This window comes from Acetivibrio saccincola (assembly GCF_002844395.1).
GTDB classification, from domain to species: Bacteria; Bacillota; Clostridia; order Acetivibrionales; family Acetivibrionaceae; genus Herbivorax; species Herbivorax saccincola.
In genome coordinates, this window is record NZ_CP025197.1 from 2699722 (window position 1) to 2712506 (window position 12785).

Genomic DNA, 12785 nt, shown 5'->3' on the forward strand with positions numbered 1-12785 from the left:
TTTTATACCTAAAAACTTTAGCTTTTTGTCTTTTTGGCAGCAGTTTTCTTTGTTGTCTTCTTTGATGTAGTCTTTTCCTCTGCGCTCTTTTTAGCACTGGCGGTCTTTTTCTCCGTAGTACTACTTGCTTTTTTTGTAGTTCTTGCAGGTTTTTCAGATACTTTAAAAGAGTAGTTTAAGTAGGAATTGTTGTCCCAGTTATCCCCGCTGTCTTTAAAAGCAATATTGAGACTATCAGGATGAGTCACTTTAATTTTAGCCTTAAAAACGTCATTACATCTTTCCATAGGTATAAATTCCTTAGCTTCCCAATTCTCTCCGTAACCAATGTGTGCATAAACCGATTCCGCACCGCATTGTACTAATAGTCCACTATAAGAGAGAGTAATTTCATCTCCGACCCGTATTGATGATTTTGATACCTGAACGCCGTTTTCTTCATACAATTGTTTTGCTCTTGCCATGATAATCACCTCTTATTTTTGATTTTAATAATGTTATAAATACCACTTCGTATATTTTTATTAATACTGCTAAATCTAATATTATTCACTTACTTAATTGATAAATTAAACTAGACTTTCATAAATGATTTCTTGCTAAAATTTATAAATCTGAAAACATAATCAAAACCATTCCATCATAATTAATCGGAATTTAATATAAAAAAGTTAATAGCAGGTTTGACTTCGTTTTTTTAAAATGACTTTACTTTTATTAAAAAAGTGAGATAATCAGTTAATCCTACATGCTTTTACAACACATTGAATTTATACCTAAAACTATTTTACAAAAAAAACTACTGCTAGTCAACCAATTAAAAGTAAAATCTAAAAGTTCTCAACATTAAATGTGCACAATATACTTTTTTATAAAATAAATTTTTCTAAAGAAGGTTCTATATTTAGCATCTTTTTTAAGATTTTATACTCTTCTAACATTTTGTTATTCTTCTCCCTCAACTTCTGAGCCCTTATCATAAGATTTTTGGGTGTATCAATGGGGGATATATATTCCACTACTGAAACTTTGTATCCAGAAGCCTCTAATAATATAGCCCTTATACCGTCAGTAATAATATCTGCCATACGTGCCTTCAGGACACCATATTTTATTATGCTTTCAAAGGGCTTAAAGGAGTACTGGCTTAGTATTTCCTGCTGACAGCATGGTACCGCCACTACCGCCTCAACATTATTGTTTATTGCAAATGCAATGGCCTCGTCGGTTGCGGTGTTACAGGCATGCAAACTGATGACTAAAATGTACTTTTTTCTGAGGTATATAATTTTTTATATCTGTCACTTCAAATTCCATGTTTTTATATCCTAAATTAGAAGCTGTTTTTCTGGAAGCTTCAATAACAGAATCTGAATTGTCCAATCCTATAAAATAGCAAGGCTTTTTCAAAACTTCCCTGATATAATAATTTAAAACAAATAAAAGATATAATTTCCCCCATCCGCTATCTAAAACAGTTATGGAATCATTTTTTTCATACAGTTCTTTTATTATATCATCAATAAGCTCAACAAAATGGTCAATTTGATTGTATTTTCGTATCATATTATTTTTAACTTTATTATTAGCTCCTAAAATACCTATTTCCCTTAAAAGCTCATTTGCCTGCCCAACTTTTATATAATAATCCCTGTTGGATATCTTAGGGGAATCAGCGTGCCCTGTCTCTAAACCGCTTTCTTTGCCGGAATTTTCAGTCCTCATTTTAACATTTTTATCATCAGCCTCTATAATAATAGTGCTGCCCCTCTCTTCGTATATAAAGACTAAGCTGTCATAATCCTTAGCATACATGGATATTTTATTTGCAAATTCTTCTATTCTTATTTTTTCAGTCCGGGTGTTAAAATTTAGGTTCAATATATCATCATCTGCCCAAACACTTCCTGTAAAATCCCTGTTTCCAGACTTAAAATTAAAACTTATCTTTTTAAAAAAGTCTATATTATCTTTGTACCTCTGCTCTAAGCCTGTTAAAAATAAAGCTAATTTATTTATCACCTGCTTATTCATAAACTCTACCTCTTCTTTACCTCTCTTTTTTTAAAAGTATTTAATTTATATCAGAATCATTTGATATTTTAAGTAATGCCACTTCTTTTTTGGATAATTCCCTGCACTCCCCTATTAAGAGGGTGCTGTCTAACTTTAATTTTCCCATCTCAATTCTTTTTAAATATTTAACTCTTTTACCTACCGCCTGGAACATTCTTTTAATTTGATGAAATTTTCCTTCATAAATTACAACTTCCACATGGGAGGTGTCTTCTGAATTTAATATATTTAACTCTGCCGGAAGGGTCTTGTAGCCATCATCTAATACAACACCTTCTTTAAAACGCCGTACATCTTCTTGAGTAACTGTTCCTTCAATGATGGCATGGTATTTTTTGGGTACATGTTTTTTAGGCGACAAAACTTCATGGGCAAACTGTCCGTCATTTGTAAGTACCAAAAGCCCTTCTGTATCTATATCCAGCCGACCTACCGGGAAAAGGTTAAAACATTTATACTCCTCAGGTAAAATATCTACAACTGTCATATGTCTTTTATCATAAGTTGCAGATATTACCCCCTTAGGCTTATTCATCATGACATATATATATTCCCTGTATTTGACTACTTCTCCTCCTACTTCAACCAGACTGTTTACCGGATCAATATGAATACCAGCGTCTGTTATAACTGTCCCGTCAACTTTTACAGCACCGCTTTTAATTAGTTTCCTGACTTCTTTTCTGGTGCCAAACCCTGAATTTGACAGCAGCTTATCTACCCTTTGAGTTTCCCGCAAATTAAGTCACCATCCTCCATCCCTTAGGATAAAGATTTTTCAACATAGAACCTGTCTGTTTAGCCCATCCAACAGTGTACCCGTTTACCAATACACCGGTATACCCTTTATTGCCGTCAACTATCAATGTTTCACCCTTTAAATACTTAAATATCTCCAGTGAATCACAATCAAAATTTATAGTGTTTACAATATTCTCTTTTTTAAGAGCCATTATAAATGAGTGGCTGGGCTCAAATCTTTCCCTTTTAAACTCTCCCAGGTACCACCCGAATTTAGATACTTTTATACCTGATAAATCAGGGGTTTTCACCGGCAATAGATACAAATGCTTTTTTTTCAAGGTTAAAAAACCCTTTATTTCCCAGGCCATATTTTCTTTTATAAAATCATAAAAAGGCTTAAGCTCTTCATTTTCAATATAATCTTCTTTACCTTTATTTATTCTTTCTGCATCACCTGATTTTTTAATAAGAGCTGTAAAATGCCCCTCACCCTCTAATTTATGAGGCCAAAGTCTTGCAGTCTTTAAAAGCTCACAATTTCCATCCGCCCACTCAGGTCTGCCGCTTTCAATACCCGCTGTTTTTGTTATACCACAAAGCTTACAATCCTTAAATTTATCTAAAAACCAGCTTATTACCATTTCATTTTCTTCCGGTGAAAAAGTACAAGTTGAATAGACCAATTGACCGCCTGGCTTTAACATTTTATAGGCATTTTCTAAAATACCCTTTTGCATACCGGGATACACGCTGCAATCAAAGTTTTCAATGCTTTTTGCAGCATTTTCATCTTTTCTCAGCATCCCCTCCCCTGAACAAGGTGCATCAACAAGTATTTTGTCAAAAAATTCCGGAAATTTACACGCAAGATTTTCAGGGGTTTCATTTGTAACTATTGAATTTGTCACACCCAGCAATTCTATATTTTTTACCAACGCCTTTACCCTGTTAGAACTAATATCATTCGCCACCAACAGCCCCTTTCCCTTCATTCCTGCTGCCATTTGAACGGTTTTTCCTCCCGGGGCAGCACAAAGGTCCAATACATATTCTCCGGGTTTGGCATCAATTACAGCCCCCGTGAACATGGCACTGGGCTCTTGAATGTAATAAAGACCTGCATGATAAAAGGGGTGCTTTCCAGGGCTGTCCTCCTTTGAGCAGTAAAACCCATCCTTTGTCCAGGGAATGGGTTTTAAATTAAAGGGAGAGATTTTTAAAAACTCTTCAACGCTTATTTTAAGGGTGTTTACTCTAAGCCCTCGGTAGCCAGGGTAGTCGTAAGACTTTAAAAATGATTTAAATTCTTCATCTCCAAGGAGCATTTTCATTTTTTTTAAAAACTTCTCTGGAATTCTCATATTACTAACTCCTGTTTATAGGGAATAAGTCAAATAATAAAATCCGTTTAAAAATGGGATTTTATTATTTGACTTTTTAACTTAAAAATATTTATTCAAATAAATATTTTTTTATTTACTTTGCTTTTTTGTATAATTAATAAGGCCGCCTGCTAATATAATTTCCACTTGTCTTTCAGATAAACTTACATTAACTGGTATATCTTTGTTCTTTGTTTTGTTCTTTACAATAAGCCTGCTGCCGCTTTTAATCTGATCTATAATGTTTTCTATTACAATCTCATCTCCCATATCTATTTCATCATAATCCCCTTCATTTTCAAAAGTCATAGGAATAATACCGGAGTTTATCAGGTTTGCCATGTGAATCCTTGCAAATGACTTTGCTATAACTCCTTTTACTCCTAATTGAAGCGGCGCAAGTGCAGCATGTTCCCTGCTGGAACCTTGACCGTAATTGGAACCTCCCACAATAAATCCTCCGTTGTTTTCCTTTGCCCTCTTAGGAAAATCAGGATCACACGGTGTGAGGCAGTACTCTGCAAGATAAGGGACATTTGACCTGTATGGCAAAAGCTTTGCATTTGACGGCATAATATGGTCAGTAGTTATGTTATCCTCTACTTTTATAAGAATTTTGCCTCCAATTTCATTTTCCAATTCCTTATTTAGTGGGAACGGCTTGATGTTAGGTCCCCTTACAACTTCCACTTCTTCTCCTTCAGGCGCCGGTGGCACAATCATATTGTCATCTGCAATAAATTCTGAAGGCATTTCAACTTGTGGCGCCTCTCCAAATTCTTCAGGATTTGTAAGCACCCCTGTAATGGCGCTGACAGCTGCCACTTCCGGGCTTACAAGGTAAACCTGGGCTGATTTTGTTCCGCTTCTGCCTTCAAAATTCCTGTTAAATGTCCTAAGGGATACTGCATTGGTTTTAGGTGCCTGCCCCATTCCTATACATGGCCCGCACGCACTTTCTAAAATTCTTGCTCCTGCTGCAACCATGTCTGCTAAAGCACCATTTTTGGCAATCATTGTAAGCACCTGTTTGGAACCTGGTGCAATTACAAGGCTCACGTCAGGGTGAACTGTCTTACCCTTTAGTATTTTTGCAACTTTCATCATGTCCATGAAAGAAGAGTTTGTACAGCTACCTATAGCAACCTGGTCCACTTTAATTTTTCCTATGTCCTTTACCTTCTCAACGTTGTCAGGACTGTGGGGCTTTGCTGCTAAAGGCTCTAAGCTGCTTAAATCTATCTCCAGTTCTTCATCGTATACAGCATCAGGATCAGGCTTTAATTCTACCCAGTCCTCTTCTCTTCCCTGCGCCTTCAAAAACTCTCTTGTCACTTCATCACTTGGGAAAATAGAAGTTGTTGCCCCAAGCTCTGCTCCCATGTTTGTAATGGTAGCGCGCTCCGGCACAGTTAAGCTTTTAATGCCGTCTCCCGCATATTCAATTATCTTTCCGACTCCGCCTTTTACAGTCATAATTCTTAAAACCTCTAAAATGATATCCTTTGCACTAACCCACGGTCTTAATTTTCCCTTTAAGGTTACTTTGCAAACCTTTGGCATTGTAAGGTAGTATGGTCCTCCACCCATTGCAACTGCAACGTCCAATCCCCCTGCACCAATGGCAAGCATACCCAGCCCGCCTGCTGTAGGGGTATGGCTGTCAGAGCCTAAGAGAGTCATTCCAGGAACGCCAAACCTTTCTAAATGCACCTGGTGGCAAATACCATTTCCGGGTCTTGAAAAATAAACACCGTGCTTTGCTGCCACTGTCTGTATATACTTATGGTCATCTGCATTTTCAAAACCAGCCTGCAGGGTATTGTGGTCAATATATGCAACGGATTTTTTTGTCTTAACCCTTGGTATTCCCATAGCTTCAAATTGCAAATAAGCCATTGTACCGGTAGAGTCCTGGGTCAGAGTCTGGTCAATTCTTATAGCTATCTCTTTTCCTTCTACCATTTCCCCGCTTATTAAATGTTCTTTAATTATTTTTTGCGCTAAATTAAGTCCCATAAATTTATCCCCTCTTTATATTTTTTATAGTTACAATAATTTTTTACTGTTGCATTTTAAATTGTCTTTTAATTCCTAAAAGAATTTGTAAATATTAAAGAATTTATAAAAAATATTTATATACCCAAATCAAAAATGTCAGGAGTAAGTTTTCGTATAACTTCTTCTAATTCCTCATCCCCTATTGAGGTAACACGACCGTTTTTGTACTGTTCATCCACCCATTCTTTTATTTTCTTAATCCTTTCATCCTTTTTATCAATTCTCTTTTCCCCCTCAAGACCAAAATGGCTGTTAACCCAGTGGGCAATACCGGCAAGGCCGCAAGTCTGGTTTACAGCAACTCCCACAGGTTTGTTAAGGAGCTTGGATGTATTAAATATATTGTAAATTTCTTCATCTTTTAAAAGTCCGTCTGCATGTATGCCTGCCCTGGTGACGTTAAAGTACTTTCCTACAAATGGTGTCCTTGATGGTATTCGGTATCCAATTTCTTTTTCGTAATACTCTGCAATTTCTGTTATAACAGTGGTGTCCATTCCGTCTGTAGTACCTCTTAATTGGGCATATTCAATAACCATAGCTTCTAAAGGGGTGTTTCCTGTTCTTTCTCCAATTCCCAATAAAGAGCAGTTTACCGCTGAAGCACCGTACAGCCATGCGGTAGCTGAATTAACCACCGCTTTATAAAAATCATTATGTCCATGCCACTCTATAAGTTCACTTGGGAAACCTGCATAGTGGTTTAACCCGTAAATAATTCCGGGGACACTCCTTGGCAAAGCTGCGCCGGGATAAGGAACCCCGTATCCTAAAGTATCACAAGCCCTTATCTTTATTGGCATTTTAGTTTCTTCCATAAGCTTTTTCAATTCTAAGGCAAAAGGAACAATAAATCCATAAAAATCAGCCCTGGTAATATCTTCAAAGTGACATCTTGGCCTTATACCCACTTCTATTGCACTTTTTATAATGTTAAGATAGTGCTCTAATGCCTGCTTCCTTGTCATATTAAGCTTTTTAAAAATATGGTAATCTGAACAGCTTACCAGTATCCCGCTTTCTTTCATACCCATATTTTTTGCAAGTTTAAAATCTTCTTTTGTTGCCCTTATCCAGCTTGTAACCTCAGGGTATTTATAACCTCTTTCCAGACATTTATATACTGCTTCTTTATCCCTGTCACTATACAAAAAAAATTCACACTGACGGATTATTCCTTTAGGACCTCCTAACTTATGTAGAAGGTCAAAAAGCCTTAGTATCTGCTCTACAGTATAAGGTGCCCTGGCCTGCTGCCCGTCCCTGAATGTGGTATCGGTTATCCATATTTCATCTGCCGGCCGCATTGGAACCTTTCTATGATTAAATGTACATTTTGGTATCTCATCATAATTAAATAAATCCCTGTAAAGATTGGGCTCCTTTACATCTTGAAGTGAATGTTTATATTTAGTTTGCTCAAGTGTATTGGTCTTTTTGTTAAATACTATCATAAATTAACCCCCTTAGAAAAACCCACTCCATGAACCATGTACAAAAAACAATTGTCATTTGGATTACTATTGATAATCTTGAAAATGTAGTAATAAAAAAGTCTAATTTGTATATGTATTACTATTCCCGTTTAATTGTATACAATTATATAAACCATGTCAACTCTCTTAAAACAAAGGGTTTTTGACAAATTTTAAGATACAGGATACATTTACCAAACTCAATAAAATTAATAAAGAAGGATTTTTAAAATTTTTATAGAAATATATAAAGTGACAGCGCTTTAGGCTTATCTGTTTTTGCATAATAATTCTTTTTTCTGTTCTACATATTTAATGGAGGGAAAAATATGAAAAAATTCTTCAAAAACAATCCAAAGCTGGTATTCTTATTGGCAATAGCAGCAGTTTCCATAATGTTTAGCGTCATAGCAGGGGTTATAACAAAAAGCTGGCTCACATCAATTGTATTTTTTATTGGAAACGCTATATGTATATCCGGTATTATAACGGTATCTTATCTCATATTTAAAAAGATTATAAAACAGTTTCAAGATGAGGTGGATTTAACAAGAAAAGAAAAAGATTTTTCTCACTCCTTTGAAAATTATGAGAATTTCATATTAAAATCAGCTGCCATGTCTGTTAAGGAGTCCTATAAGAACATTCAACAGCTAATTGATAATTTTAATGAATTATCAAAATCAATACTGACTGCAACCCAAACTGTAAGCGCCAGTGCCGAACAAGCCACATTGGCAATGGACGACATTGCAAAGACAATGGATGATATTGCAAAAGGGGCATCAGAACAGGCATCACAGGCACAAAAGGGTGTTGAAATGGTGGATAATCTTTCTGAGCAAATTGACTCTGTATATGAAAGTTATTCCGGTATTACCGAGGAAACAAGAAAAATAACGGAATTAAATAATATAGGTTTAGATTCTGTAAACATACTAAGGGCTAAGTCAAAGGAAAACTCTGATACCGCTGAAAAAATATTTGCAGTTATTAGAAAGCTCACCGACACAACCCAGGATATCGGTCTTTTTGTGGAGTCCATTGAAAATATAGCGGAGCAGACTAACCTTCTGGCCCTAAACGCTGCAATTGAGGCTGCAAGAGCCGGAGAGGCGGGAAAAGGTTTTGCTGTTGTTGCAGAGGAGGTAAGAAAGCTGGCAGACCAAAGCAGGCAGTCCACAGAAGAAATAAGCCTTTTAATGCAGAGCATACAGGAAGAATCAAACCTGGCAATAAAATCTATGGAAACCATGAAAAAGGTTTCTCAAGAGCAAAATGAAGCAGTTAACAAAACAGGGGATGCATTTAATAATATAGCCAACGCAATAAACTATATTATAGAAAAAATCAATGATGTTAACCAGTCAGTTAATAAAATGCAAAATGACAAAGTACAGGTTAACACCGCCATTGAAAATATTTCATCCGTTTCAGAAGAAACTGCAGCTGCAAGCCAGGAAGTTGCAGCTACCACAGAACATGAGCTTAAAGCTTTAGAAAATATAAGAGGATCTGCCCTAAGCCTTGAGCAATTAGTTCATGAACTTGATAATAAATTAAAAGAGTATAAAAAATAAAATTTTAAATCACCTTTTGGTTATTTGCAATGGTTTTGCCTTTTGCTTAATCAGAAGGTGGTTTTTTTATTTATTTCCCAAGGGAAGTTAATATTCCATAACCATCTGTGACTTGGATTTTTGCCATTTCACAATTATCCAGCCTGAACCTCCAGGAACCTTCAATTCCCATTCCAAGTAAATAACTTAACATAAATCTTATTGTCCCTAAATGGGACACTATTAATATCCTACCGCTGTCAAAAGAATTTAAAATGTTTTCTGTAAACTTTATCACTCTTTCATAAGAGTCCATCCCGCTTTCCCCGCCTTTAACGGGATAGTTCTTCCAATCCTTTTGCCAGGCATTGTACTCTTTTTCATTGAGTTTTTTTATTTCATCGTCTGTTAAATCATCCCATATGCCAAAATTTCTTTCTTTTAAATTGTTGTCATAATGAATGTCAAGGTTAAAGTTTTCATTTATTATTTCAGCGGTTTTTCTGGCTCTTTTTAGCGGGCTTGAATATATCTTGTCAACGGATAAGTTTTTCAGCTTCTCCTTCAAATTACGGGCTTGCCTTATTCCCTCTTCATTTAGCTCCACATCAGTCCAGCCCACATAAGTCCTTCTTTTGTTGCTGTCTGTCTGCCCATGTCTTATAAGTATTAATTCCAGCATTATAATCAACCTCGCATATTCTTTATATTCTTTAAAAAATTTTAAAAATTACCCCTTTATAAAGCATAAAACATATAAGAAAAAATGTCTGGTTTAATTCACAAAGTGCCCCTAAAACGTCCCCTGTTGCCCCCTGTATCTTTTTTTCTATTAGTTTTAAAATTATATAGGGAAACAAAATTGTTAAAGAAGCTATAACCAATCCTTCCACACCAAGGCCAATGTATATTGCCAGCGTGTAGATAAGAGAGCCGGCTATAACTTCTTTGAGATCGCAAAAATCAATGAATGATTTGCCAAGCCCCCAGGTTTTTCTTGCATATCCGGAGGCTCCGGCTCCAATTAAAGAAGCCATTCTGCCTGCTGCAGGAAATAAAATTAAAACTGTTTTAATATCCTGTAAATCCAAAGATACAAACAATGCGTAGTTTAGTAAAAGCAAGGATACAATTGCCAGCACCCCATTAGTTCCAATCCTGCTGTCACGCATTATTTCAAGAATTTTTTCCTTTGACTTTCCGGAAAATAGCCCGTCAAATGTATCGGCTAAACCGTCAAGATGAATTCCTCCTGTCAAAACAATATATGCAATTATTATAAATGCAAATACTACTTCATGAGGAAAAAAAAGCTCCAAACCGCAGTATATACCCATTAATATAATTCCTATAATTAACCCGGTAAAGGGGGCAAAAACCAGTCCCTTTCCATAATCCTCTGCATGGCAATTTATGTTTTCCTTTATGGGTATTGTTGTAAAAAACTGTAGCATTATAATAAATCTTTTAGCATACCTCTTAATTCTTTTCATATATTACCTCTGAAGCTATACTCTTATTATCTCTACTTTTGAAGCTATACTCTTTTAAAATTATACTTTTTTCTTAAAAATAAACTTCTGCACCTAAGTTTAAAATAACTTAACCCGGTTTTAATGAGCCTAACCTTTAATTTTTACAGGAATGCCGGATACACAAAAATAAACTTCACTGGCTACTTTCGAAAGTTTTTGATTAACCCTTCCTGCAATATCCCCGAAAATCCTTGATAATTTGTTTGCCGGGATAATACCCATCCCTACTTCGTTTGTAACAGCTATTAAAGTGGCATTATTTTCTTTTACTGCATCAAGAAGTTTATCTATCTCATTCTTTATCTTGTTTTCCACATAATTCATTTGGTTTTCCCCTGCATTTTCCCAGTCTGAATTTTCTTCAAACATTATATTAGAAATCATAAGGGTTATACAGTCAACTAAAATGATTGTCTTTTTGTTTTCATCTTTTTTTAAATGCACATCAAAATCTTTATATGCTTCAAGGGTATGCCAATGGGAAGGTCTTTGCATCCTGTGTTTTCTTACCCTTGTTTTCATTTCTTCATCAAAAGGTATGCATGTGGCAATGTATAATACATCACCTTTTTTGTTGTATTCATAGCCTTTGGCAATTGATTCAGCAAAAGTGCTCTTACCGCTCCTGCTTCCACCGGTAATCATAATAAAATTTAGAGAGCATGACGGCTCTCTTTTTTTAAAACAATTCTCCATATTAACACTCACCTGTTTGATTTACGCAAAATGCTTTACAATATTCTTTATGTAAAATACTTTATAAATACTTTATAAATACTTTATGCAAACACTTTATGCAAAAAACCCCTTCAAAAAGTACACAGATATATAAAAAATGGTAAACAAAACCATTGATAAAGCAGATGCAATATACATAAGAACTATTGCCTGGGTTATATTCCTGATATCCAGTTCATTTACCGGATCCCCTATTATAGGCTTTTCAACTATGTCACCAAAATAAAGACCACTGCCTCCAAGCCTTACACCAAGGGCACCTGCAACTGCAGCTTCCGGATAACCGGAATTGGGGCTAAAGTGTTTTCTCCTGTCCCTTCTCATTATAGCATAACTTGATGAATAGTCATTTTGGCTTATAAAGGCACTTACCACTATAAGAATCCCTGTAAGCCTTGCAGGGATAAAATTTGCAATATCGTCCAGTCTTGCAGAAGCCCATCCTAAATACCTGTACTTTTCATTTTTATATCCTACCATTGAGTCTAAAGTACTAATGGCTTTAAATGCATACACAAAGGGTGCTGCCAGCCCGAAAAATGAGCCTGCAAAAGTATAAAAAACAGGCGCTATCACATTATCAGAAGTACTTTCTGCAGTTGCTTCAACTGCCCCTTTTATTACTTCCTTCTCATCTAAATTCTCCGTGTGCTTTCCTGCCACTGTGGAAAGAAATTTCCTGGCTCTGAAAATATCCCTTTCTTTTAAGGCATCAAAAACTTTAAAGCCTTCAGCTGCTGTCCTTCTGGCTGCAAAAGCAGTATAAATGAAATAAATATTTATTACACTGGCAAGAACAGGATGCACCTTATACGCTGCCCGGATAATTATGTATACAGAAAAGAAAGCAAAAGCTGTAATAAATATTGCAAGTACAACACCTGCTATTTTTTCATTTCTTTTTTTCTTTTTGGTATTGCGGACCACATCGTCCCCTAAAGCTTTTACTTTCTTTGCGGAAAATACCTCCACAATACTTCTTATAAGTTTTTCTGCATGTTTAATAAGCCATTTTAAAAACTTAACCGGTTGAGGGAGCCATGGAGGGTCTTCTAACAAAATATCAAGAACATATGCAATAAAAATTTCCAACAGCAGGTATAAACTCATTGGTTCGTCCCCCTATATTATTTGTCGCTTGTATCTCTTTAACTGTAAAAATAACCTCTTCTAAGGAATATTTCCTTCAAAAGTGGTAATTATATTACCTTTAAT

General features: G+C 35.6%; 10 protein-coding genes and 1 pseudogene. 1 reads left to right on the forward strand and 10 read right to left on the reverse strand.

Annotated elements, in window-relative coordinates:
• Positions 1 to 17: 17 nt before the first annotated feature.
• From HVS_RS12135 to HVS_RS12160, 6 genes and pseudogenes are all read right to left on the reverse strand, one after another.
• Positions 18 to 464 carry a carbohydrate-binding protein gene (locus tag HVS_RS12135; RefSeq protein ID WP_101302737.1) on the reverse strand — a complete coding sequence of 149 codons (447 nt, stop codon included), beginning with the start codon at positions 462 to 464 and terminating at the stop codon, positions 18 to 20.
• Positions 465 to 869: 405 nt separating this feature from the next.
• A pseudogene (locus HVS_RS12140) lies at positions 870 to 2034 on the reverse strand (class I SAM-dependent methyltransferase).
• Between the two features lie 40 nt (positions 2035 to 2074).
• Positions 2075 to 2815 (reverse strand): pseudouridine synthase, encoded by a 741-nt coding sequence (locus HVS_RS12145; protein ID WP_101302739.1) that lies wholly within the window; start codon positions 2813 to 2815, stop codon positions 2075 to 2077.
• A 1-nt stretch (position 2816) separates the two neighbouring features.
• On the reverse strand, positions 2817 to 4181 hold the full coding sequence (locus tag HVS_RS12150; RefSeq protein WP_101302741.1) for an RsmF rRNA methyltransferase first C-terminal domain-containing protein: 1365 nt from the start codon (positions 4179 to 4181) through the stop codon (positions 2817 to 2819).
• A gap of 111 nt (positions 4182 to 4292) precedes the next feature.
• A complete protein-coding gene (locus HVS_RS12155) occupies positions 4293 to 6221 on the reverse strand; it encodes an aconitate hydratase (protein ID WP_101302743.1) in 1929 nt (642 codons plus the stop codon).
• 116 nt (positions 6222 to 6337) lie between these two features.
• Positions 6338 to 7717, reverse strand: coding sequence for a beta/alpha barrel domain-containing protein (locus tag HVS_RS12160; protein ID WP_101302745.1), 1380 nt, complete (start codon positions 7715 to 7717; stop codon positions 6338 to 6340).
• Between the two features lie 350 nt (positions 7718 to 8067).
• Between HVS_RS12160 and HVS_RS12165 the strand changes: the two genes are divergently transcribed.
• Positions 8068 to 9318, forward strand: coding sequence for a methyl-accepting chemotaxis protein (locus tag HVS_RS12165; RefSeq protein WP_101302747.1), 1251 nt, complete (start codon positions 8068 to 8070; stop codon positions 9316 to 9318).
• 70 nt (positions 9319 to 9388) lie between these two features.
• On the opposite strand, the gene cobC is transcribed toward HVS_RS12165, so the two are convergent.
• The 4 genes from cobC to cbiB all read right to left on the reverse strand — a co-directional run bounded on the left by cobC (position 9389) and on the right by cbiB (position 12680).
• Complete coding sequence (cobC, locus tag HVS_RS12170; protein ID WP_101302749.1) at positions 9389 to 9979, reverse strand: alpha-ribazole phosphatase; 591 nt, start codon at positions 9977 to 9979, stop codon at positions 9389 to 9391.
• A 31-nt stretch (positions 9980 to 10010) separates the two neighbouring features.
• Positions 10011 to 10790, reverse strand: a complete 780-nt coding sequence (cobS, locus tag HVS_RS12175) for an adenosylcobinamide-GDP ribazoletransferase (RefSeq protein WP_101302751.1) — start codon at positions 10788 to 10790, stop codon at positions 10011 to 10013.
• A gap of 129 nt (positions 10791 to 10919) precedes the next feature.
• Entirely contained in the window at positions 10920 to 11528 is a 609-nt protein-coding gene (cobU, locus tag HVS_RS12180; protein ID WP_101302753.1) for a bifunctional adenosylcobinamide kinase/adenosylcobinamide-phosphate guanylyltransferase, read from the reverse strand.
• Positions 11529 to 11624: 96 nt separating this feature from the next.
• Positions 11625 to 12680 (reverse strand): adenosylcobinamide-phosphate synthase CbiB, encoded by a 1056-nt coding sequence (cbiB, locus tag HVS_RS12185; protein WP_101302755.1) that lies wholly within the window; start codon positions 12678 to 12680, stop codon positions 11625 to 11627.
• Between the last annotated feature and the right edge of the window lie 105 nt (positions 12681 to 12785).

Bases quoted from the DNA above. Each gene is read 5' to 3' on its own strand.
- HVS_RS12135 (WP_101302737.1), bottom strand. From the start codon at position 464: ATGGCAAGAGCAAAACAATTGTATGAAGAAAACGGCGTTCAGGTATCA.
- HVS_RS12150 (WP_101302741.1), bottom strand. From the start codon at position 4,181: ATGAGAATTCCAGAGAAGTTTTTAAAAAAAATGAAAATGCTCCTTGGA.
- HVS_RS12155 (WP_101302743.1), bottom strand. From the start codon at position 6,221: ATGGGACTTAATTTAGCGCAAAAAATAATTAAAGAACATTTAATAAGC.
- HVS_RS12160 (WP_101302745.1), bottom strand. From the start codon at position 7,717: ATGATAGTATTTAACAAAAAGACCAATACACTTGAGCAAACTAAATAT.
- HVS_RS12165 (WP_101302747.1), top strand. From the start codon at position 8,068: ATGAAAAAATTCTTCAAAAACAATCCAAAGCTGGTATTCTTATTGGCA.
- cobC (WP_101302749.1), bottom strand. From the start codon at position 9,979: ATGCTGGAATTAATACTTATAAGACATGGGCAGACAGACAGCAACAAA.
- cobS (WP_101302751.1), bottom strand. From the start codon at position 10,790: ATGAAAAGAATTAAGAGGTATGCTAAAAGATTTATTATAATGCTACAG.
- cobU (WP_101302753.1), bottom strand. From the start codon at position 11,528: ATGGAGAATTGTTTTAAAAAAAGAGAGCCGTCATGCTCTCTAAATTTT.
- cbiB (WP_101302755.1), bottom strand. From the start codon at position 12,680: ATGAGTTTATACCTGCTGTTGGAAATTTTTATTGCATATGTTCTTGAT.